Annotated in this window: 21 protein-coding genes; 13 read left to right on the forward strand and 8 right to left on the reverse strand. The window is 73.5% G+C overall.

Annotation, left to right across the window (positions count from 1 at the left end):
* The 3 genes from NCC78_RS04360 to NCC78_RS04370 all read left to right on the forward strand — a co-directional run.
* Window positions 1–799: glycosyltransferase family 4 protein (locus tag NCC78_RS04360; RefSeq protein WP_250791856.1), on the forward strand; the 799-nt coding region annotated here is incomplete at its 5' end.
* 122 nt (window positions 800–921) lie between these two features.
* Window positions 922–2,700, forward strand: coding sequence for a DUF4012 domain-containing protein (locus NCC78_RS04365; protein WP_250791857.1), 1,779 nt, complete (start codon window positions 922–924; stop codon window positions 2,698–2,700).
* A 13-nt stretch (window positions 2,701–2,713) separates the two neighbouring features.
* Window positions 2,714–3,346 carry a hypothetical protein gene (locus NCC78_RS04370; RefSeq protein ID WP_250791858.1) on the forward strand — a complete coding sequence of 211 codons (633 nt, stop codon included), beginning with the start codon at window positions 2,714–2,716 and terminating at the stop codon, window positions 3,344–3,346.
* Between the two features lie 88 nt (window positions 3,347–3,434).
* On the opposite strand, the gene NCC78_RS04375 is transcribed toward NCC78_RS04370, so the two are convergent.
* Both NCC78_RS04375 and NCC78_RS04380 read right to left on the reverse strand, forming a co-directional pair.
* On the reverse strand, window positions 3,435–4,871 hold the full coding sequence (locus NCC78_RS04375) for an MFS transporter (protein ID WP_250791859.1): 1,437 nt from the start codon (window positions 4,869–4,871) through the stop codon (window positions 3,435–3,437).
* 85 nt (window positions 4,872–4,956) lie between these two features.
* Window positions 4,957–5,193, reverse strand: coding sequence for a hypothetical protein (locus tag NCC78_RS04380; RefSeq protein WP_250791860.1), 237 nt, complete (start codon window positions 5,191–5,193; stop codon window positions 4,957–4,959).
* 146 nt (window positions 5,194–5,339) lie between these two features.
* Here NCC78_RS04380 and NCC78_RS04385 point away from each other — a divergent pair, with 146 nt between their 5' ends.
* A complete protein-coding gene (locus NCC78_RS04385; RefSeq protein WP_250791861.1) occupies window positions 5,340–6,497 on the forward strand; it encodes a geranylgeranyl reductase family protein in 1,158 nt (385 codons plus the stop codon).
* Window positions 6,498–6,595: 98 nt separating this feature from the next.
* Window positions 6,596–6,859, forward strand: a complete 264-nt coding sequence (locus NCC78_RS04390; protein ID WP_250791862.1) for a hypothetical protein — start codon at window positions 6,596–6,598, stop codon at window positions 6,857–6,859.
* 54 nt (window positions 6,860–6,913) lie between these two features.
* On the opposite strand, the gene NCC78_RS04395 is transcribed toward NCC78_RS04390, so the two are convergent.
* The 3 genes from NCC78_RS04395 to NCC78_RS04405 all read right to left on the reverse strand — a co-directional run bounded on the left by NCC78_RS04395 (window position 6,914) and on the right by NCC78_RS04405 (window position 9,887).
* Window positions 6,914–8,695 (reverse strand): bifunctional metallophosphatase/5'-nucleotidase, encoded by a 1,782-nt coding sequence (locus tag NCC78_RS04395; RefSeq protein WP_250791863.1) that lies wholly within the window; start codon window positions 8,693–8,695, stop codon window positions 6,914–6,916.
* Between the two features lie 194 nt (window positions 8,696–8,889).
* Entirely contained in the window at window positions 8,890–9,549 is a 660-nt protein-coding gene (locus tag NCC78_RS04400; RefSeq protein ID WP_250791864.1) for a nucleotidyl transferase AbiEii/AbiGii toxin family protein, read from the reverse strand.
* Window positions 9,546–9,887: a hypothetical protein gene (locus tag NCC78_RS04405; protein ID WP_250791865.1), complete on the reverse strand. Its 342-nt coding sequence runs from the start codon at window positions 9,885–9,887 to the stop codon at window positions 9,546–9,548. Before NCC78_RS04405 ends, NCC78_RS04400 begins: the two co-directional genes overlap by 4 nt.
* A gap of 790 nt (window positions 9,888–10,677) precedes the next feature.
* On the opposite strand from NCC78_RS04405, the gene NCC78_RS04410 reads away from it, so the two are divergent.
* Entirely contained in the window at window positions 10,678–11,265 is a 588-nt protein-coding gene (locus NCC78_RS04410) for a hypothetical protein (RefSeq protein WP_250791866.1), read from the forward strand.
* An 80-nt stretch (window positions 11,266–11,345) separates the two neighbouring features.
* Here the strand turns inward: NCC78_RS04410 and NCC78_RS04415 are convergent, their stop codons facing one another.
* On the reverse strand, window positions 11,346–12,173 hold the full coding sequence (locus NCC78_RS04415; protein ID WP_250791867.1) for a PP2C family protein-serine/threonine phosphatase: 828 nt from the start codon (window positions 12,171–12,173) through the stop codon (window positions 11,346–11,348).
* Window positions 12,174–12,248: 75 nt separating this feature from the next.
* Here NCC78_RS04415 and NCC78_RS04420 point away from each other — a divergent pair, with 75 nt between their 5' ends.
* The 7 genes from NCC78_RS04420 to NCC78_RS04450 all read left to right on the forward strand — a co-directional run bounded on the left by NCC78_RS04420 (window position 12,249) and on the right by NCC78_RS04450 (window position 18,626).
* The gene (locus NCC78_RS04420) at window positions 12,249–12,485 is read left to right on the forward strand and encodes an HTH domain-containing protein (RefSeq protein WP_250791868.1); all 237 of its coding nucleotides are present in this window, start codon (window positions 12,249–12,251) and stop codon (window positions 12,483–12,485) included.
* On the forward strand, window positions 12,485–13,057 hold the full coding sequence (locus NCC78_RS32400) for a Clp protease N-terminal domain-containing protein (protein WP_250791889.1): 573 nt from the start codon (window positions 12,485–12,487) through the stop codon (window positions 13,055–13,057). The genes NCC78_RS04420 and NCC78_RS32400 overlap by 1 nt, the downstream gene beginning before the upstream one ends.
* Before the next feature lie 147 nt (window positions 13,058–13,204).
* Window positions 13,205–14,209: a diacylglycerol/lipid kinase family protein gene (locus NCC78_RS04430; protein WP_250791869.1), complete on the forward strand. Its 1,005-nt coding sequence runs from the start codon at window positions 13,205–13,207 to the stop codon at window positions 14,207–14,209.
* The gene (locus NCC78_RS04435) at window positions 14,202–15,203 is read left to right on the forward strand and encodes a YihY/virulence factor BrkB family protein (protein WP_250791870.1); all 1,002 of its coding nucleotides are present in this window, start codon (window positions 14,202–14,204) and stop codon (window positions 15,201–15,203) included. The genes NCC78_RS04430 and NCC78_RS04435 overlap by 8 nt, the downstream gene beginning before the upstream one ends.
* Window positions 15,204–15,282: 79 nt before the next feature.
* A complete protein-coding gene (locus tag NCC78_RS04440; RefSeq protein ID WP_250791871.1) occupies window positions 15,283–16,773 on the forward strand; it encodes a phosphatase PAP2 family protein in 1,491 nt (496 codons plus the stop codon).
* Between the two features lie 5 nt (window positions 16,774–16,778).
* Window positions 16,779–17,582 carry an endonuclease/exonuclease/phosphatase family protein gene (locus tag NCC78_RS04445; RefSeq protein WP_250791872.1) on the forward strand — a complete coding sequence of 268 codons (804 nt, stop codon included), beginning with the start codon at window positions 16,779–16,781 and terminating at the stop codon, window positions 17,580–17,582.
* Window positions 17,583–17,732: 150 nt separating this feature from the next.
* A complete protein-coding gene (locus tag NCC78_RS04450) occupies window positions 17,733–18,626 on the forward strand; it encodes a hypothetical protein (protein ID WP_250791873.1) in 894 nt (297 codons plus the stop codon).
* A gap of 422 nt (window positions 18,627–19,048) precedes the next feature.
* Here NCC78_RS04450 and NCC78_RS04455 read toward each other — a convergent pair whose 3' ends face one another.
* Both NCC78_RS04455 and NCC78_RS04460 read right to left on the reverse strand, forming a co-directional pair.
* A complete protein-coding gene (locus NCC78_RS04455; protein ID WP_250791874.1) occupies window positions 19,049–19,882 on the reverse strand; it encodes an alpha/beta fold hydrolase in 834 nt (277 codons plus the stop codon).
* Window positions 19,879–20,841, reverse strand: coding sequence for a TIGR03557 family F420-dependent LLM class oxidoreductase (locus NCC78_RS04460; protein WP_250791875.1), 963 nt, complete (start codon window positions 20,839–20,841; stop codon window positions 19,879–19,881). Before NCC78_RS04460 ends, NCC78_RS04455 begins: the two co-directional genes overlap by 4 nt.
* Between the last annotated feature and the right edge of the window lie 15 nt (window positions 20,842–20,856).

The following is a 20,856-nucleotide window of genomic DNA, read 5'->3' on the forward strand; positions in this document are numbered from 1 at the left end:
CGGGCCGGCCGCCGAGGGCGGGCGGGGGTCGGGCCGGATCGGCGCGGCCATGACACGTACCTACCGGGCCGCCGACCGCATCGCGGTCGCCGCGCCGTCGCTGCGGGACCGGGTGGTCGCCGCCGGCGCGGACCCGTCCCGGGTCCGCGTGGTGTTGAACTGGACCGACGAGCGGATCTTCCACCCCACCCGGGCCGGTCGGGCCGCCCGTCAGCTGGTGCGCCGCGACGACCGGTGCGTGGTGATGCACGCCGGGACCATCGGCCCCCGGCAGGGCCTTCAGACGGCGGTACGGGCGGCCGCGGCGCTGGACGGCACCGTGGACCTCGTCCTGGTGGGCTCGGGCGCGGACGAGCGGCGGGTGCGGGGGCTCGCCGCCGAGCTGCGGGCCGGGAACGTGCGCTTCGTGGAGCGCCGGTCGCCGTTGGACATGCCGGAGCTGTACGCCGCCGCCGACTACCAGCTCGTCATGCTGCGGGACCTGCCGGAACTGCGCAGCACCCTGCCGGCCAAGCTCCCGGCGGCGCTCTCCTGCGCCGCGCCGGTGGTGGCCTCCGCCGGCGGCGACACCGCCGAGCTGGTCGAACGGGCCCGGGCGGGGCTCTCCTGCCCGCCGGAGGACTGGGCCGCCCTGGCCGACCGGTTCTGGCTGGCCGCCACCATCCCGCCGCCGGCACGGGAGGACATGGGCCGGCGCGGTCGGGAGGCGTACCTGCGGGAGATGTCGTTGCCGGCCGGCGTGGACCGGATCGAGCGGCTGCTGTACGACGCGGCCGCAGACCGCGCCGGCACCCGGTGACCTGCGAACGCTATTCGCTTTCCGGCTAAAAAACCCCAAACGGGCACGAACTCCTCCGGCGCATGTTAGGAACATGCAGGGGAATTGGCGTCTTCTGTCCGGTTCCCGGAATGGAGTGTCGCGTGACGGAAAGCGAGAGGCCGCGCCGACGGCGTGGTCGGTCCCGCCGGCGCAGGAGGCTGCGCCGGGCCCTGCTCGTCACCCTGGTGGCCGGCTCGCTGGTGCTGCTGACCGGCGGCTGGGTGGGGTTCCGCGGCTGGCAGGCCCGGGCCCACCTGCTCAACGCCGCCGGCCTGGCCCGTGAACTCAGCGCGCAGGTGGTCGGGGGCGACAGCGCCCGGGCGCAACGCACCCTGGCGGCGCTCCAGGAGCAGGCCGCCGCCGCCCGGGCCGCCACCGACGACCCCGGCTGGTGGCTCGGCCGGCACACCCCGTACGCCGGGGACAACCTGGGCGCCGTCCGGCAGATCTCGGTGGCGATCGACGAGCTGGCCCGGCAGGCCTTCCCGCCGCTGCTGCGCACCGACCTGACCGGTCTGGTGCCCCAGGGTGGACGGTTGGACGCGGCCCGGCTGCGGACGGTCTCCGCCGAGCTGTCGGCGGTCAACCACGCGGTGCAGGGGACCCGGACGAAACTCGCCGCGGTGCCCGTCGACGGCCTGGTCAGTCAGGTCCGGCAGGCCCTGGTCGACCTGCGCGGCGAGATCGACCGGCTGGGCGGGATGACCGCCGCGGCGGATCAGGCCACCCGGCTGCTCCCGCCCCTGCTGGGGCTCGACGGCGCGCGCAGCTACCTGCTGGTGTCGCAGAATCCGGCCGAGCTGCGCGCCACCGGCGGCATGTTCGGCGCCTTCGCCGTGATCCACGCCGACGGCGGCCGGGTCCGGATGGGCAAGCAGGGCAGCAGTGCCCAACTGGGCCGGTTCACGCCCGGCCTGAAGATCCCCGCGGAGGTCCGCTCCATCTGGGGCGACCTGCCGGGCATCTACCCGGCGGACGTCAACCTCACCCCGCACTTCCCGACCGCCGCCGCCATCTACCGGGCCATGTACCGCAAGCGCACCGGCGACACCGTCGACGGCGTGCTCGCCGTCGACCCGGTGGTGCTGTCGTACCTGCTGAAGGCCACCGGCCCGGTGCTGGTGCCCGGCGGCGTCCCGCTGGCCAGCGAGACGGTCGTGAAGACCCTGCTCAGCGACACCTACCAGCGGCTCGACACCCGGCAGCAGGACGCGTTCTTCGCCGCCGCAGCCGCCGCCGTCTTCGACACCTTCTTCAAGAAGAATGTCGACCCGAAGGCGTTGTTGTCCGTATTCGACCGTGCTGTGGCGGAACGCCGGATATTGTTCTGGAGTGCCCAACCGGAGGAACAGCGGACGTTCGGCGACAGCCGGATGGCCGGCGCGCTTCCGGCGAAGGACACCGTGCCGACAGTCGGCGTGTTCCTCAACGACGGCAGCGGCGCGAAGCTCGGCTACTACCTGCGGCCCACGGCCAGCCTGACGGTCGGCACCTGCCGGCCGGACGGCCGACGCGAGCTGCGAGTGCAGGTGACCCTGCACTCGTCCGTGCCGAGATCCGGCTTGAGCGAGTCGGTGCTCGGCCTCGGCCTGGCGGGGGACCCGTACACCGTCCGGACGTTGGTGTCGGTGCACAGCCCGTCCGCCGGCGCGGTGGTCGGTGCCCGCCTCGACGGCGTCGAGACGGCGGTGGGCAGCGGCACCGAACGGAACCGGCAGGTGGCGACCGCCAACGTCGAGGTGGCTCCCGGCGCCGCCCGCACGTTGGAGGTCACCGTCCTGACCGGCAAGACCGCCGCCGGGAAAGCCGAGCTGTGGCTCACCCCAACCGCCACCCCATGGACCACCCAAGTTGTTACCGCATCAAGCTGTGACCAGTAGGAGGGAACCAATCATGCGGCTATCCCGCATCATCATGGCGCTCACGGTCGGTCTGGCCGTGGTGGCCGTGCCGACCGCGGCGGCTGCGCAGCCGCAGCCGCAGCCGTCGCCCACGACCACCGGAACGCCCCAGCCACCGCTGTACCCGCCGGGGCCGGCGACCCTCACGGTGAGCCCGGCGACCGTCCTCGTCGGCGAGACCGTCCAGCTGGTCGGCACCGGCTTCGCCCCGAACGAGTTCGTCGACATCAGCGTGAGCATCACCCCGCTCGCCGTCGCCGCTCCCGCCGACCGAGCCCGGCGCAGCAACGGCGAGACGGTGGCCATGGCGCCGGTTTCCTTCCAGCGGGCTCCGTACACCACCATCGAGGCGCGGGCCGACGGCAACGGCAGTTTCACCGTGTCCTTCACGCCCCGCCGCCCGGGCAAGTACACCTTCACCGCGGTCGGTCGTTCGTCGGGCAAGGTCGCGACCGCGGTGCTCACCGTGCTGAAGAAGCATCAGCCGCCGCTGCCCGTCACGGGCAGCAGCCTCAGCACCCCGCTGAAGGTCGGCGGTGGCCTCGTCGGCGCCGGCGCGGTGCTGCTGCTCATGACCCTCGTCTGGCGCAAGCGGCAGCGCTTCGGCCTGGGGGACGCCCGCTGACACCTGCCCCGGGCAGTGCCCGGACAGCCATGGTCGGCGCCCGCCGGACGACACGTCCGGCGGGCGCCGACGCGTCGTCCGCCGCCGGTCAGCGGTGGCGGGCGATGTCGACCAGGGCGGCGACCAGCGCGAGGGCGATGATCCCGGTGGCCAGCAGCAGGGAGTGCCGGAAGGCCAGGGAGAAGTCGCCGTCGTTGCCGGCCAGCGAGGAGAAGAAGACCGACCCCACGGCGGCGATGCCGGCGGCGGAGCCGATGCGCTGCCCGGTCTGCAGCATCCCCGCGCCGCTGCCCGCCTGCGGCACCGGCACCTGGGAGAGGGTGAGCGTCTGGTTGGGTGCGATGACCAGTCCGCTGCCGAGCCCGGCGACCAGCAGCGGCACGGCGGTCAGCCATGGCACCGGGGCGTCGACGGGCGCCAGGTCGAGCACGAGCACCACCGCCGCGAGTCCCACCACGACGGTGACCAGCCCGACGGCGACCAGGGCACGGCCGAAGCGGTTGACGATCCGGCCGCCGACGGCGGAGGCGGCGGCCGAGCCGAGCGCGAACGGCGTGATCGCCAGGCCGGCGACCAGCGCGCTGTGGCCGAGCCCGGTCTGCAGGTAGAGGGTGAAGATGAAGAAGATGGCGGTGAACCCGCCGAAGTAGACCAGCGCGATCAGCGCCCCCAGGGTGTACGACCGGAAGCAGAACAGCCGCAGGTCGAACAGGGGTTCCCCGCGGCGGGCGTACCACCTCTCCCAGGCGCCGAAGCCGGCCAGCGCGAACAGCCCCGCCGGGACCAGCAGCCACTTCGCGCGGCTCTGCCAGTGCTCCTGCACCAACGGCAGCAGCACCAGCAGCACGCCCAGCCCGAGCAGCAGCACCCCGACCGGGTCGAGTCGTCGACTGTCGCGTCGGCCCCGCGAATCGGCGGGGAGCAGTCGCCAGCCGAGGACCACCGCGACGATCCCGACCGGCACGTTGACGAAGAAGACCCACCGCCAGCCGTGCTCCTCGCCGCCGACCGCGATCAGCAGGCCGCCGAGCAACGGGCCGACCGCCGTGGAGATCCCGATGGTGGCGCCGAGCAGGCCGAACGGCCGACCCCGTTCGGGGCCGCGGAAGAGTTCCTGGATCAGGCCGGTGACCTGCGGGTTGACCAGTCCGGCGGCGGCGCCCTGGAGCAGTCGGGCGGCGACCAGCCACTCGGGGGAGCGGGCCAGCCCGGCCAGCGCGCTGGTCACGGTGAACAGGGCGATCCCGAGGACGAACGCGTTGCGCCGGCCCCGGGCATCGCCGAAGCGCCCGGCGGGCACCAGCACCAGCCCGAAGGTCAGCGCGTACCCGGAGAGCACCCACTGAAGGTCGCTGGGGGAAGCGCCCAGGGCGCGGTCCATCGACGGGACGGCGACGTTGACGATGCTCACGTCGAGCAGCGTCATGAAGGCGGCGACCAGGCCGACCCCGAGGGCCTGCCAGCGCCGCCGGTCGTCCGACGACGCCGCGACGTCGGCCGGTCGCGGCGCTCCGGCCGCGCTCATCGTCGCTCCCGCGGGCCGGCGATCAGGCATTGCTGATCGCTACCCCGGCCCCCGGGAGGTGAACCGTACTCGGGCGTCCCGCCGATCACGCCATCTGGCGGGCACAGAACCTCGGGCCGAAGTCGAGGCCGGCCATCGGCGAGTCCTCCCGGTGCAGCAGGTTCTTCTCGGTGAGCTGGTGCAGGGGCGCGTGCAGCTGATCCTCGGTCATTCCGGTCTCCTCGGCGATCAGGTCCGGGTACGGCACCTGCCCGCGCGCCTCCAGCGTCGCTACCGCGTCGTACACCCGGGCCTCGACGTCCGACAGTTGCACCTGCTGCATGGCTTCCTCCTTCGGTCCCCGCCCGTGCGCAGGCGGTCTGCGCTGCGCCGGTTACCCGGCCCGGCGGCGAAGATGCCCACCCGATCGGGCGGTCCCGCCGGCCGCGCCGGCGCGGTCACCGCCGGTGGTTGCCCTAGGCTGCAACAGTGATCGTCTGGGATCTCGCCGTGGTGGGCGCCGGGCCCGCGGGCCTCTCCGCCGCGTCCGTCGCCGCCCGCGCGGGCCTGCGCACGCTGGTGGTGGAGCGGGCCGAGCATCCCCGCTACAAGACATGCGGGGGCGGTCTGATCGGCACGTCCCTGGCGGCGGTGCGGGAGCGGATCGAGGTGCCCGCCCACGACCGGGTCGACACGGTGACGTTCACCCGCGACGGGCGACGCGGCTTCACCCGCCGACACGCCGACGCGCCCCTGGTGACGATGGTGCGCCGGGACGAGTTCGACGACCGGCTGCGCGCGGCCGCGGTCGCCGCCGGCGCCGAAGTCCGCCAGCGCGTCGCGGTTCGCGCCGTCGACCAGAACCCCGACGCCGTACGCCTGCGGCTGGCCGACGGGGAGACGGTGCACGCGCGGGCCGTGGTCGGGGCGGACGGCTCGTCCGGGGTGACCGCCCGGCACGTCGGCGTCCGCCACCGCCAGGTCGACCTGGGGTTGGAGCTGGAGCTTCCGGTCCCGCCGCGGGAGCAGTCCCGGTGGCGGGGCCGTCTGCTGCTGGACTGGGGACCGCTGCCCGGGTCATACGCCTGGGTCTTTCCCAAGGGCGACCTGCTCACCGTCGGCGTCATCGCGGCGCGGGGCGAGGGGGAGCGGACCCGGGAGTACCTGCGCGCCTTCGTCGACCGGCTGGGGCTGGCGGGAGTGGAGCCGACGCACGACTCGGGTCACCTGACGCGGTGCCGGGAGGACGACTCGCCGCTGCGCCGCGGCCGGGTGCTGGTGGCCGGCGACGCTGCCGGGCTGCTGGAGCCGTGGAGCCGCGAGGGGATCAGCTACGCGCTGCGCTCCGGCGAGCTGGCCGGCGCCGCGGTCGCCGCCGGTGACCTGGCGGGCTACGAGCGCGCGGTGCGGCGGGACCTCGTGCCGTCGATGCGCGCGGGGCACCGGCTGCTCGACGTCTTCTGCCGCCGTCCGGACGTCTTCCACGCGTTGCTGGCCACGCCGCCGGGGTGGCGGATGTTCGCCCGGTTCTGTCAGGGTCGGGCGAGCTTCGACGAGACGCTGACCAGGGCACCGGTGCGGGCGGCGTTGGCGCTGCTCGACCGGCTCCCCGCGTCCCGACGGCCGCTGTCCCGGCTTCCGTCCTGACCGACGGCCGCCGGCCCGGAAAGCAACAGCATCCCACCTGTTCACCCAGGATCCTAGGATGCTTCAGAGGCAGTGACCGGCCACTTGCCGGACACGACGTGGCCGCCAACCAGTGGCGGGGGCTGGCCCGGGCGGCGCAGAATGACGGCGTCGAAGGGGAGACGCAGATGGCCGACGTCCACTCCGAATCGCCGTTCACCGACGACGAGTACGCCTTCCTGCGGCACGTCCGCTTCGGGGAGCTGCCGCCGGAGGTCCGACCGGAGGAACGGGTCGAGCTGACCGAGACCGAGCCCCGTCGGGACCGACCCGAACCGGCCGACGACCCGAGCCGGTGGGACCTGCGGCACGGCGGGGTTTGAACACGCGCACGGGCCGTGGGCGAATGTCGCCCACGGCCCGCGCGTGATCGAAGGTCAGAAGACCGGCACGCCCTCGCGTACCAGCTTCCAGTTCGGCTGGAAGAAGTCGGCCGGGTCGATCGTGCCCCTGGCCTGCGCCCAATCGATCAGCAGCTGACGGATCTCCTGCTGCTCGTTGTAGACAGGGGTCTTCACGATGCCGGGGAAGTTCCCGCCACCGCTGCGCCGGTAGTTGTTCACCGCCACCACGAACTGCGCGTTCTCCGCCACCGGGGTGTCGGTGCCGGGCAGCACCAGCCGGGTGATGCGCTGACCCACCGGCTTGGAGATGTCGATGTCGTACTCCAGCCCGGAGAAGACGTCGTAGTTGTAGTCCGGCACGGCCGGGTCGTTGATCGTCTGCGGGTCGACCGGGGCACCCGGGGCGAGGGTCCGGAAGTACTTGGCCGAGTACTCCAGGTAGGCGCGCACCTCGGCGCCGCTGAGCACGACCGCCTCGAGGGTGTTGTCGAAGACGTAGAGCCCGGCCACGTCGCGGATCTTCACGTCCCCGGCCGGGAAGACGGCGGTCCGGCTGAACGGCGCCGCGAGCGACAGCACCGGCAGGCCCGCGTACGGGGTGCCGGCGAGCGCCGTGCCGACCACCTCGGCCTGGACGTGGTTGATGAAGTCCAGGATCGGGGTGTCCTTGTACCGGGACTCCGCGGCGGAGAGTTCCACGGTGGAGCGGGCGACGACCTGGTTGACGTACGCCACCGTCTTCTGGTGCTGCGCGCGCACGGCGGCGAGGACCGCCGGGTCCTCGACCACGGTGTTGGTGTTCAGCATGCTGGCCCGCTTGCTGGTGATCTTCCAGCGGTCGTCAGCCCGGACGAGGGTGAAGTCCATCCGGCTCAGCCGCTGGCCCCACTTCGACGGCTCGGTCAGCAGCACCTGCTCGCCGGTCTGCTCGTTGGTCACGAACTTCTCCACGACCTCGGCGTGGGCGTGGCCGAAGAGGATCGCGTCGATGCCGGGGACCCGCTGGGCGATCAGCGCGGTCGGGTTCTCGATCGGCAGCTCCGGGCCGTAGCTGGAGGTACCGGAGTCGCCGCCGTGCGCGGAGATCAGCACGATGTCGGCGCCCCGCTCCCGCATGATCGGCACGTACTTCGCGGCGGTGGCGATCATGTCGTCGAACCGCAGCCGGCCCTCGACGTTCGCACGGTCCCAGATGGCGCTGCCCGGGTTGGTCAGGCCGAGGATGCCCACCCGCAGGGTCGGCGTGGCGAAGCCGAGGGAGACCTTCTTGATGACGAACGGCAGGAAGGCCGGCTTGCCGGTGGCCACGTTGACGGCGTTCGCGGCCAGCGCCGGAAAGCCGAGCTGCTCGATCCACTTGGCGAGCAGCGGCAGGCCGTAGTTGAACTCGTGGTTGCCCAGCGTCACGGCGTCGTACCCGAGCACGTTCATGGCGTTGGCCATCGGGTGCGTCTCACCGGTGACGGTGATCGGCTCCTGCTTGGCGTAGAAGGTCGCCAGCGGCGTGCCCTGGATGGTGTCGCCGGCGTCGAGCACCAGGGTCGCCCTGCCCCGCCGCTCCGCGCGGATCTGGTTGACCAGCGTGGCCAGCTTCGCCACACCGACGTCGTTGTGCCGGCTGTCGTCGTACTCGGCGTCGGTGTAGTAGTCCCAGTTGTAGACGTTCCCGTGGGTGTCCGAGGTGCCGAGGATCGTGAGGTCCCAGGTCCGCGTCCCGGCCGCGCCGGCGGGGGTGGCGGCGATCAGCGGGGCGGTCGCCGCCGCGGCGGCGACGGCGAGCACCTGGCGGCGCGACGGGCCGGAGGGAGAGGTCATGCCATGCCTTTCCATGGGGGTGGAGGCGCCTCGTGGACGCCGGACGCACCATAACCAGCTGCTGTCACTCCTGCCACAGGAGCCTGAGGTATTTCACACCACCAGCGCCACAACCCCCCGGCGTGTAACACCACGGCCGCCGTTTCCGGCTGGCGCGGCGGGGACGCCGCCGGCGCGGCGTGCCGGGTGACCGGTCAGCGGGGCCAGTCGGCCAGCCGCTGCCGGACCCGGGCGACGGCCGCGGCGTCCAGGCCGTACCGGGCGAAGCGGCGGTCCGGCAGCCGGTCCAGGTAGCGGCCCGCGGCGCGAACGTCCTCCGGGTCGAGCGCGGGATCCAGCTCCCGGGCCAGCTCCAGCAGCCCCGCCACGTCGTGGTGCTCCAGGGCGGCGGCCACGTCGATGAAGTCCCGGACCTCCCGCCGGTTGACCAGGGCGGCCGTCTTGTTGGCCATCAGGTCCCGGACGTCCATCACCGGGCCCAGGTCCATCACCACCGGGCTGTGGCGCCGGTCGAGCCGGGCCAGGCTGAGCCGGATCTGCCGCCGGCCCCGACGCACCACGAAGTCCTTCAGATCCCGGTCGAACCCGTCGAACAACTCCGCCAGCTCGCTCTCCGGATCCGCGTCGCTCACCTCGAACCCGGCCCGCTCCAGCGCCGCCCGCACACCGTCGGCCGCCGTCGCGGCAGCCCCCTCGACGTCGGCGAAGAGGTCCACGTCCTCGGTCGGGCGGGCCACCAGCCCGTGCGCCGCCCAGGCCACCCCGCCGCCCAGCACGAACCGGTGCGGCCCGGCGGCGGAGAGCGCCACCTGCGCCACCTCGCGGTAGAAGTCGTGCGGGTGGGGCGTGCTCACGCCGTACGCAGACCCCGGTGCCGGCTCTCCCACGCCTGCCGTACGCCACGGGGCAGGTTGAGCAGCCGCCACACCCGGCGCAGCGTGCGCCCGTTGATCAACGCCCGGAGATCCTCCGCGCGGGTGGTCTCCCGCAGCACGTTCTCGTACATCCAGAGCAGCTCGTCGGGGTCGCCGAGGTCGAACGTCCGGTCGGCGTTCCACATCAGCCGCACCGGCAGCTCCACCACCCCACGGGTGGGGCCGGTCAGCTCCGCCAGGGTGCGCGCCACCACGGCGGGGCGACCCGGTCGGGCCAGGAAGGCCACGCCGGTCGCGGTGGGGGAGACGCCCTGCATGCTGTCAGGGTAACCCCAGCCGGGGCCCGGGCAGAGCACCTGCCGTCCGCCTTCTCGGATCCCCGGGGCTCCGCCTCGGCGACGCCAGGCACGATGCGGCCGCCTCGATCGGGGTGTGGCGGCGTGTGGCCTTGTGTGGCCCCCGGGCCGGCCGGTCGGGCGCAGCCGTGGTCGAGTCGATGGCCGTGACGTCGGGTCTGCCGCGCCGGATGGGCGATACGTGCCTCACCATCCGATGAATCAGCCCTGCGGGCGGTGGCCCGGGTCGCCCTTCCACAATCAGTTGATGAACAACCGTGACGAAGGGCCCTTCCACGACCGTTTTCCATCAACTGATCACGGGGCGGGTCGGGTCGATCGGTGCGTTGGGTGGTTGATGGTCGGGTGTCCGGTTGTGGGTGTGACCGGGGGCATCATGGGCGCGGAATCGTGGCCGGCCGGGGGTCGTTACACCATGGGTACGGCCGAGCAAGGCGCGCCGCCTTCAGGTGGTGTGGCCGGGGCCCCGGATCCACGGAATGACGGTGGCCGGCCGGTCGTTACATCCCCCGGACGATCGAGCAAGGGCTCGCCGGTCAGCCGGTATGGGCCGAGGGCCGAACCCCGGAATGACGGTGGCCGCCCGGTCGTTACACATGGTCCGGCCCCGCGAAGGGCACCCCCCCCGCCCCGCGAGCGTGCCGGTTCTGAGATTTGACTTTCCCCTTGTTTTTGAGCGCCGGACGGTGCTTGCGCCCTGTGCCGATCCCCCTTGGTGCGGTGGTGCCAACCCCCGAAGGAGCAACTTCTGATGAACACGATCATGCGTAAGAGCGTTCTGGGTATTGCTGGTCTGGCCTTCGCCGGTGGCGTGTTCGCCGGCCCGGCCACCGCTCACGCCGCTCCGGCGGTCGAGTCGAAGCCGCTCGCGGTCGCCGTGCAGGCCGACAAGGCCGACAGCTCGAAGCTGATTCCGCACGGTGTGCAGGGCAAGCAGTCGCGCATCGACCTGGACGACGAGCAGACCGGCAACGTCAAGGCGATCATCGCCGCGACGAAGAAGGCGGACATGGACGAGCGGGCCGCCGTGGTCGCGATCGCCACCGCCCTGCAGGAGTCGAAGCTGGAGAACCTGGGCCACCTGGGTGACCGTAACGACCACGACTCGCAGGGCCTGTTCCAGCAGCGCCCCTCCAGCGGGTGGGGCACGGTGGAGCAGATCACCGACCCCGAGTACTCCACGATGGCGTTCCTCAAGGGCCTCAAGCAGGTCGACGGCTGGAAGAACATGCCGCTGACCGAAGCCGCCCAGACCGTGCAGGTGTCGGCCTACCCCGACCACTACGCGCAGTGGGAGCAGCAGGCCGCCGACCTCGTCGCCAAGCACTGGAACAACTGACCCGCCGCAACACCACACCGGCCGGCACCCCACCCGGGGTGCCGGCCAGTGGCGTATCCAGGCACCAACCGCGGGCGGGGTCAGCCCGCGACCGCGGGGTGGATCCGGAGGACCACGGCGGTGGCGTTGTCGTCGCCGCCGGCGTCGAGGCTCTCGTTGACCACGTCCCGGGCCGCCTGCGCCGGCCAGGGGTCCGCCAGGAGTTCCCGGAGCAGGTGGTAGTCGACCTGGTCGCTGACCCCGTCGGTGCAGAGCAGCCAGGTGTCCCCGGGTCGCAGCGACACGGCGAGCAGATCCGCCTCCGGCTCGTCGGGATGGCCGGCGTAGCGGGTGAGCTGGTAGCGGGCCCGGCCGGCGGCGGGGGAGTCCGGCGGGTACCAGCCGTGCAGCACGCCCAGCCAGGCCGCGGTGTGGTCGACGGTGACCAGCTCCAGCAGGTCGCCGCGCAGCCGGTAGGCCCGCGAGTCGCCGAGCTGGACCAGCCAGCCCTGGCCCCCGTCCGGCTCGGCGAGCAGGGCGGTCAGCGTGCACCCGGTCAGCTCGGCCAGGTCCGCGCCGGCGGCGCGTACGGCTGACTGGACCTGGGCGACGGCGGCGCGCAAATGCCGGGGGCCGACCTGCGGCCAGGCGGCGCGGACCTGCGCGACCAGGGTGCCCATCGCCGTCGCGCCGGCCCGGCGGCTGCCCTCACCGGCGCCCATCCCGTCGGCGACGGCCGCGAACGGCAGGCTCGCATCCACGTGCAGCACGTCGAAGTTCGCCGGATAGCGGTTGCCGACGACGCTGGCACCCGCGACCTCCAGCTGTACGTCGCCCAGCCGGAGGCGGTGGACCTCGCCGGTCGCCGCGTGGCCGGTCGCCGGAGGTGGGCCGTCGGGTGACGAGGCCGTCGGACGAAAGCGGGACATCGCCGGACGGTAGCACCGGCGAGCCTGCTGTCAACAAGGGTTGACAGGGCGGGATTGTCAACGTAAGTTGACGGCATGAGTCAGGCGACGGAACTCGCGGCGGAAGCCGGCAGCACCGACCCCCGCGTCGGGCTCCGTGCCGTCCGCGCGCTGCGCCGGCTGCTGGAGCGGCTGGAGGTGGTCCAGGTGGACAACGCCCGTCGGCAGGGCTGGTCCTGGCAGGAGATCGCCGACGCGCTCGAGGTCAGCCGGCAGGCGGTCCACAAGAAGCACGCCGGGCGACCGGCGGTCCGGGAATCCTGGGAGGCGTGATGTTCGAACGGTTCACCGACCGCGCGCGTACGGTCGTCAAGCGCGCCCGTGACGAGGCCGGCCGGCAGACGGTGGGCACCGAGCACCTGTTGCTCGCCCTGCTCGCCGACGGCGACGGTCTCGCCGCGCGGGTGCTCGACGAGGCCGGTGTCCGCGCCGACGACCTGCGCGCCCGCGTCCAACGGCACACCGAGCGCGGGTCCACCGGCCTGGCGGACGCCGACGCCGCCGCACTGCGGGAGATCGGCATCGACCTGGCCGCGATCGTGGCCCGGATCGAGGAGTCCTTCGGCCCGGACGCGTTGCGGGCGGCGGTGCCCGCGCCGCGGCGTCGCTGGGCCCGCTGGCGGCGGTACGCGGGCGGGCCCTTCTCGCCCCGGGCGAAGAAGGTGCTGGAGCTGTCACTGCGCGAGGCGCTGCGGCTGCGCCACAATCACATCGGCACCGAGCACATCCTGCTCGGGATCCTCCGCGAGGGGCAGGGGCTCGGCGCGCTGGTGCTCACCGAGGCCGGCGTGGACCTCGACGACCTGCGGCGTCGGGTGGAGACCGCGCTGCGCACCGCGGCCTGACGCCGCCGGCAGCACCGCGCGGGCGGCCCGTTCGGCGGACAGGGGGCGGGCCAACCGGTGGCCGCCCCGCTCAAACCTCCCTGTGGCACTGCCGACGCGTCCCCCTGGCGGCTCGCTGAACGCCCGTACGTGCTGCACACTGGCGCCGTGGATGCTGGAGAGGACAAGCGGCCCGCGACGGCCGACGGCGGGCTGCGCTCCGCCGTGGTGGTCAACCCGGTGAAGGTCGGCGATCTCGACGAGCTGCGCCGGACGGTCGACGACGCGCTCGCCGCCGCCGGCTGGCCCGAGCCGCTCTGGTTCGAGACCACGGTCGAGGACCCGGGCCGCGGCCAGGCCGAGGAGGCCGTCAGGGCCGGCGTCGACGTGGTCTTCGCCTGCGGCGGCGACGGCACGGTCATGTCCTGCGTCAGCGCCCTGGTCGGCACCGAGGTGGCGCTCGCCGTGCTGCCCCAGGGCACCGGCAACCTGCTCGCCGCCAACCTGGGCCTCTCCAACGACCTCGCCACCGGACTGGGAGTGGCGATCGAGCGCGGCCGGCGCCTGCTCGACGTCGGCGCGGTCGAGGAGCACTACTTCGCCGTGATGGCCGGGATGGGCTTCGACGCGCAGATGCTCGCCGACACCTCCGAAACCACCAAGAAGCGGATCGGCTGGCCGGCGTACATCGTGGGGGCCGCCAAGCACCTGCGCGACCGGCCGATGAGGGTCTCCATCCGCATCGACGACCAGCAGCCGCTGCGCCGCCGGGCCCGCTCGGTGCTGATCGCCAACGTCGGCCGCCTCCAGGGCGGGCTACGCCTGCTCACCGACGCCGAGCCCGACGACGGCTACCTGGACGTGGCGGTGCTGACCCCCCGTACCCTCGGGCACTGGCTCGCGCTCGGTTGGGCGGTGCTGCGCCGCCAGGACCGCGTCCCCCGGATGGAGGTGTTCCGGGGCCGGCGCGTCGAGATCACCAGCAACCGGGCCCAGCCCCGGGAACTCGACGGCGACCTCATCGAACCCGGTCGCACCCTGAAGGCCGAGATCCGGCGGCGGGCGCTCTGGCTCTGCGTGCCGCGGCCCGAGCAGGCCCCCGACCTGGCCGAGGACGCGAAGGCGGCGGGGGAGCGGGGCGAGCAGCTCATCGAGGAAGCACGCCGTGAGTAGCACCCGGATGGTGCCGGAGACGCGGCTGATGGCCGACGAGGAACTCTCCGCCGACGACGCCTGGCACACCCTGCGCCGGCAGGGCGGTTGGCACCTGCTGCGGGACGCCTTCATCCGGTTCCGCTACGGCGACGGGTTCAGCCACTCCCGCGCCTTCGCGCTGCAACTCTGCCTCGCCGTGGTGCCGTTCATGATCGCGCTGACCGGTCTGATCAGCGAACTCGGCGTCGAGGAGGGCGGCCAGGTCGTCGCCGACACGGTGCTCGCGCTCACCCCCGGGGCGAGCGAGTCGGTGGTGGCCGAACTGCTCGGCGAGGGCGAACGCACCGAACGCGCCGGCGAACTGGCCCTCAGCCTCGGTCTGCTCACCGGCCTGATCGCGCTCACCAGCACCATGGCCCAGATCGAGCGCGGCGCCAACCGGATCTACGGCGTGGAGCGGGACCGCCCGGCACTGTGGAAGTACGTCCGCGCCGCCGCCCTCGCCCTCACCGCCGGCCTGCCCGCGCTCACCGGCTTCCTGATCCTGGTCGGCGGCGGGTCGATGGGTGACTCGGTGCAGCGGCACTACGAGTGGGGCGAGTCCGTCCACGGCGTCTGGGACGTGGTGCGGTGGCCGCTCAGCCTCGGGCTGACCGTGCTCGCCGTGGCGGTGCTGTTCCGGCACGCGCCTCGCCGCAACCAGCCCAGCCTGACCTGGCTCATCTTCGGCGCCGGCATCGCCACCGCGCTGTGGTGGCTGGCCAGCCTGCTGCTCGCCGCGTACGTGCAGGTCAGCGACGCCTTCGGCCAGACGTACGGGGCGCTGACCGGGATGATGGCGCTGCTGCTCTGGGCCAACCTCACCGGCATGGCGCTCTTCGGCGGCCTGGCCTTCGCCGCCCAGTTGGAGGCGCTGCGGATCGGGGTGCAGGAGCCGGCCCAGCCCGACCTCTGGCAGCCCGAGGCCGAGCGGGAGGAGATCCACGACACCGGCGAGATGACCTCCCTGTAGCTCCGACAGCGGACCCGCTCCGGTGTACGCGGAGCGCCGATCGGGTAAAAGCGGCACGCCAGAGGAGAGGGAGGCTGCCGTGAGCGCGGTCAAAGAGGTGTTGCGACGGCCCCTGGGCCATTTCACCGAGCGGACACTCGCCGGCCTGGCGCTCGTGCTCGGCACCGGGGTCGGCTTCGGGCTGCTGCTCGTACTCGTCCGGGTGAAGTGGACTCCGCTCTACGACGTCGACCACGGCGTCGCCGCCTGGCTCAACGACCTCGTCGCGCCGCACGGGCCCCTGGTGACCGTCCTCAACGCGATCACCGACCTCGGCGGTCGGGCGGTCATCATCTGGCTGGTCTCGGTGGCCGTGATCGGCCTGCTGATCCGCCGGCAGGGCCGGCTGGCGGTGTTCCTGATCGTCACCGGCGTCGGCGCGCTGGTCCTCGACCCGGCGCTCAAGACGCTGGTCGACCGGCTGCGCCCCGAGGTGGAGGTGCCGATCGGCAGCTACGCCGGGGACAGCTTCCCCAGCGGGCACGCGCTCGGCTCGATGGTCGCGTACGGGGCGCTGCTGCTGGTCTTCCTGCCCGCCCTGTCCCGCCGCTGGCGCAAGCCGGCGATCGCCCTGGTCGCCATGGTCGTGTTCCTGATCGGCCTGACCCGGATCGCGCTCGGCGTGCACTTCCTCTCCGACGTGCTCGGGGCCTGGCTGCTGGGCGCGGCCTGGCTCGGCGTCACCGCGTACGCCTTCCGGCTGTGGCGGTTGGAGCGCGGACGCCGGGTGCCGTCGCTGAGCGAGGGGCTGGAACCGGAGGCCGCGCACGACGTGGCGCCCGCCCCCGATGAGGCGCACCTGCTGCCGCACCCGCGGGCGGCGGTGTTCGAGCTACTCGTCGGCTGGGTGCTGGTCCTCGGCGCGCTCTACGGCTTCGGCATGTTCGTCAGCTACTACGCCGGCGGGACCTTCTTCGCCACCCTCGACACTGAGGTGCCGAGGTGGTTCGCCGAGCACCGCACCCCGGGCCGGGACGATCTCAGCCACTGGTGGAGCAAGGCCGGCGACACCCACGCCATCCTGCTCATCTCGCTGGTCTTCTGCCCGCTCGTGCTCGCCGTGTGGCGGCGCTGGCGGCCGGTGCTCTTCGTGGCGCTGACCATGTTCGGTGAGCTGAGCCTCTTCCTCGCCTCCGCCGCGGCGGTGGACCGGCCGCGACCGCCGGTGGGGAACCTGGACGGCCCGATGCCGACCTCCTCCTTCCCGTCCGGCCACATCGCCGCCACGCTCTGCGTCTGGGTCGCGATCACCCTGATCATCTTCCCGCGTACCGACCGCTGGTGGCGGTGGGTCTTCGTGGCGCTGGCGGTGGTCATGCCGGCCGGCGTGGCGATCTCCCGGATGTACCGGGGCATGCACCACCCGACCGACTTCATGGGCGCGATCATCCTCACCACCCTGTGGATCGGGCTGCTCTACTGGGTGGTCCGTCCCAACGAGGACCTGCGCGAGGGCAACCGGCCCAGCATCGAGTCCGAGGACGTGCACACCCTCGACGACGAGCTGGCCAAGGCCGCGCGGGTGGACTGACGCCGATGCTGCGGGTGATGACCTGGAACATCAGGACCGGCGGGCGGGACCGGGGTGGCCGCGACCGGTCGGACCTGCTGATCCGGGTCGTCACCGACCGGCGGCCGGACGTCCTGGCCCTGCAGGAGCTGCGGGGCTTCGACGCCGGCGACGTGCTCGCCCGGTTCGCGGACCGGGTGGGGATGCGCCCCCACCTGGCCCGGTCCTGTCTCGGCCAGCCGGTGGCCGTGCTGCTTCGGCCGCCGCTGCGCGCCTTGGCAGCCACCCGGGTACGCCGCCCGTTCCACCACGCCGCCCAGCGGGTCACGGTGGCCACCGACGCGGGCCCGCTGACGGTACTGAGCGTCCACCTCGACCCGTACCTGGGCACCCGGCGGCGGGTCGAGGCGGGTTGGGCGGCCGCCGCGCTGCGACGCGCGCCGGGAGACCTGGCGCTGATGGCGGGGGACCTGAACACCCTCGACCCGGTCACCGACCACACCGACCGGGTCGCCCGGCTTCCACCGGCGTACCGCCGCCGGCACCTGCGCCGCGACGGGCGGACGGTGGAGACCCGCGCGGTGGCCCGGCTGCTCGCCACCGGCCTGGTCGACCTGTACGCGGCGGCCGGGGACCCCGACGCCGGGCTGACCGCGCCCACCCGGCACGGCGGCGGGGCGGAGTTCTCCGGCATGCGCCTGGACTACCTGCTCGGCACCCCCGCCCTCGCCGGCCGGGTCCGCGACTGCCGGGTCGTCCGGGGCGGCGAGACGGAGTACGCCTCCGACCACTACCCGGTCGTCGTCGACCTGGACCTCGACCCGGCGTGAGGCCGCCGGCGGCTCGCCGTGGCGGACACCCCGTCGAGCCCGCGCCGGTCCGTCCCACCGTGCGACGCCGTGACATCGAGGTGTCGAAGCGGGGTGTATGGCCCGGCTTCCCCGTCGTGGCCCCTTGCCCACGCTGTCTACGGTGAGCCGGTGATCGACTCCCCGGCACCGGCCCGGTCCACCGGCCCCGGCGCCAGCCGGGCCGGTCAGGAGGTCGGCGCGGCGGTGCCGCTGGTCGTCGGCGTAGCCCGGGTGATCGCCCTGATCGTGGTGGTGCCGGTCCGGCTGGCGTGGGAGCTGGTCGCCGTCGCCGCCCGGGGACTGTACCGGTGGATGCTCGCGCCGCTGGGCCGGTTCCTGGACCGCTGGCTGCTGCGACCCCTCGGCTGGCTGCTGCACCACCTCCTCTGGCTGCCCCTGGCATGGCTCGGTCGCGGGCTGGCGTGGGTGGCGCGGACTCTGGTCTGGCTGCCGCTGGTGTGGCTGGGTCGAGGGTTAGCCTGGGTGGCTCGGACCCTGGTCTGGGTCCCGTTGGTGTGGCTGGCTCGAGGGCTGGCCTGGGCGGGGCGGACGCTTGTCTGGGTCCCGCTGATGTGGCTTGGGCGGGGGTTGGCCTGGGTGGCGCGAACGCTGGTCTGGGCGCCGCTGGTGTGGCTGGCGTACCACCTGCTCTGGTTGCCGGCGGTGTGGCTCGCCCGGTTGCTCACCCCGCTGGGGCGTCTCCTCACGGCCGGGCTGGTCGCGGTGGGCCGGTGGCTGTGGCGCGGGCTGGTCGCGGTGGGCCGGGCGCTGCGCGACGTGCTCGGGTGGGCGTGGCGGATGGCCGGCCGGCTGCTGTGGTGGTGCTACGCACTCACCCTGCGGCCGTTCGTGCTGGCGGCGGGCTGGCTGTGGCGGCACCTCGTCCGGCCGGCGGGACGGGCGATCGCGGCGGCGTGGCGGGCGGCGGTGTCGCCGGCGGCACGCTGGCTTCGCGACACCGTCATCGACCCCGTCCGACACACGACCCGCGAGGTACTGGCCGCCGTCACCCTGCGCCGTTGACCCCCGCTCCGCTGGCCCCTGCGCCGCTGACCCTGGTGCCGCTGGCCCCCGCGCCGCTGACCCTGGTGCCGTTGGCCTCTGCACCGCTGGCCCCGCGGCGTTGACCCCGCGCCGGCTCACCAGTCGCCGCTGACCGTGGCCCGAGACGACCGAGATCTTGGACGAAACGGCGCCTCCAGGGGCCCCACCGTTCCAAGATCTCCGGGCCGGCTGCCGGGCCAGCCGGCCGCCGGGGCCAGCCGGGGGCCGGCCGGGCCGGCGCCGGCCGACGGCGGGGCGGTGGGGGCGGGGTGGGGGGTCAGAGGACGAGGTTGAGCAGGAGCGTCAGCACGACCGAGGCCACGATCGAGAAGAGGATCATCAGCAGGCAGCCGAGGCCACCGCCGGCGGGACGGATCTCCGTGTTGCCGAAGCGCATGCGATCACCTGTTCGTGAGGGTCGGGGCGAGGAGGGTGCGGACCGCGTCGGCGACCTGCGCCGGCGCGGTGGTGGCGACGTTGTGCGCGGCGCCGGGCACGCTCACCGTACGGGCGCGCGGCACCAGCCGGCCGACCTGCGCCCGCCAGGACGGGGGCACGACCGGGTCCCGGGTGCCGGTGACCACCAACGTGGGCGCGGCGATCCGGACCAGGTCCGCCTCGACCGGGTTGCGCACCGAGTGCGACAGCGTGGCGAAGACCCGCCAGGGGCGGGCGTCGACGACGTCGCGGAGCAGGATCGGCGCCTGCAACGGCGCCTCCAGCAGGGTGTCGACCAGCCAACGCCCGATCTGCCCCCGCCGGGACCGGGCGGTCGGGTCGCTGGTCGTCCCGGCCAGCACCACGGCGCGGACCGCGTCGGGGTGCCGGGCGGCGAGCGCGGCGACGACCTCCGCGCCGAACGAGTGCCCGAGCAGGCAGACCGACGGCATCCGGTACGCGGCCAGCCAGGCGGCCAGGTGGTCGGCGTGCCGGGGCACGTCGTACGCCTCGCCGGGGCGCTCGGTGAGCCCGAAGCCGGGCAGGTCGGGGACGTACACCGGATGGGTGGCGGCCAGCGCGACGGCCAGCGGGGTCAGGTAGCGGTGGGAGACCGCCAGCCCGTGCACGAGCACGACGGGTGGGGTGCCGGTCCCCGGGTCGGCCGAGCGGCGGGTGTGCGTACGCAGGCCGTCGACGAGGTGGAACTCGCTGGTCAGCCCGGCGGCCGGTCGGGGAGCGGCCAACGCCAGGCGCAGCTCCGCCGGGCCGAACCGACCGGCCGGTGAGACTCTCACAGCTCGCGCAGCCTCGGCAGCAGCTGCTCCTGCGCCCAGTCCAGGAAAATCGGCTGGTTCTCGCCGCCCACCTGCACGATCGACACGTGGCTGAAGCCGGCGTCGACGAACTTCTTGAACGCGGCCACGTGCCGGTCGACGTCGGGGCCGCAGGAGATTCCCTCGGCGACGTCCTCCTCGCGCACGAACTGGCTGGCGGCGGCGAACGAGTCCGGGCCGGGCAGCTCAGCGTTGACCTTCCAGCCCAGCCCGAACCAGCGGAACTGGTCGTGCACGGTCTTGCGGCACTCCGCCTCGTCCGGGCCGTAGCAGATGGCCACCTGCCCGTAGCGGGGCTGGCCGGCGCCGCCCGCGTCGTCGTACATCTCGATGATGTGCGGGTCGGGCTCGGTGGCGACGATGCCGTTGCCGTACTCGGCGGCGAGGGTGGCGGACTGCCGGCCGGAGGCGGCGATCGCCATCGGCACCGGGCGCTCCGGCCGGTCCCACACGTACGCGTCGGGCACGTCGTAGTGGTTGCCGGAGAATGTCAGCGTCTCCCCGTTGAGCAGCGGCCGGATGATCTGGAGCGCCTCCTCGAACATCTCGTGCCGCTGCTGCACGTGCGGCCAGCCGCCGATCACGTGCTCGTTGAGGTTCTCTCCCGCGCCCAGCCCCAGGGTGAACCGGCCGTCCGAGAGCACCCCGACCGTGCTGGCCTTCTGCGCCACCACGGCCGGGTGGTAGCGCCGGATCGGGCAGGTCACGAAGGACATCAGCTCGGCCCGCGAGGTGGCGTGCGCGACCGCGCCGAGCACCGACCAGGCGTACGGGGAGTGGCCCTGGGATTCCAGCCACGGGTAGTAGTGGTCGGAGATGACGAGCTGGTCGAAGCCGGCCGCCTCCGCCCGTACCGCGTGGTCGACCAGCTGCTTCGGGCCGGCCTGCTCGCACATCAGGGTGTAGCCGACGCTGACCATGGTGTCTCCCTCCGA

Origin of the sequence: Micromonospora phytophila (genome assembly GCF_023656545.1) — a bacterium.
GTDB classification, from domain to species: Bacteria; Actinomycetota; Actinomycetes; order Mycobacteriales; family Micromonosporaceae; genus Micromonospora; species Micromonospora phytophila.

What these genes read in the sequence shown, in the direction of transcription:
- NCC78_RS04395 (WP_250791863.1), bottom strand. Translation starts at nt 8,695, where the DNA reads ATGACCTCTCCCTCCGGCCCGTCGCGCCGCCAGGTGCTCGCCGTCGCC.
- NCC78_RS04410 (WP_250791866.1), top strand. Translation starts at nt 10,678, where the DNA reads ATGAACACGATCATGCGTAAGAGCGTTCTGGGTATTGCTGGTCTGGCC.
- NCC78_RS04405 (WP_250791865.1), bottom strand. Translation starts at nt 9,887, where the DNA reads ATGCAGGGCGTCTCCCCCACCGCGACCGGCGTGGCCTTCCTGGCCCGA.
- NCC78_RS04375 (WP_250791859.1), bottom strand. Translation starts at nt 4,871, where the DNA reads ATGAGCGCGGCCGGAGCGCCGCGACCGGCCGACGTCGCGGCGTCGTCG.
- NCC78_RS32400 (WP_250791889.1), top strand. Translation starts at nt 12,485, where the DNA reads ATGTTCGAACGGTTCACCGACCGCGCGCGTACGGTCGTCAAGCGCGCC.
- NCC78_RS04380 (WP_250791860.1), bottom strand. Translation starts at nt 5,193, where the DNA reads ATGCAGCAGGTGCAACTGTCGGACGTCGAGGCCCGGGTGTACGACGCG.
- NCC78_RS04420 (WP_250791868.1), top strand. Translation starts at nt 12,249, where the DNA reads ATGAGTCAGGCGACGGAACTCGCGGCGGAAGCCGGCAGCACCGACCCC.
- NCC78_RS04445 (WP_250791872.1), top strand. Translation starts at nt 16,779, where the DNA reads ATGCTGCGGGTGATGACCTGGAACATCAGGACCGGCGGGCGGGACCGG.
- NCC78_RS04370 (WP_250791858.1), top strand. Translation starts at nt 2,714, where the DNA reads ATGCGGCTATCCCGCATCATCATGGCGCTCACGGTCGGTCTGGCCGTG.
- NCC78_RS04460 (WP_250791875.1), bottom strand. Translation starts at nt 20,841, where the DNA reads ATGGTCAGCGTCGGCTACACCCTGATGTGCGAGCAGGCCGGCCCGAAG.
- NCC78_RS04415 (WP_250791867.1), bottom strand. Translation starts at nt 12,173, where the DNA reads ATGTCCCGCTTTCGTCCGACGGCCTCGTCACCCGACGGCCCACCTCCG.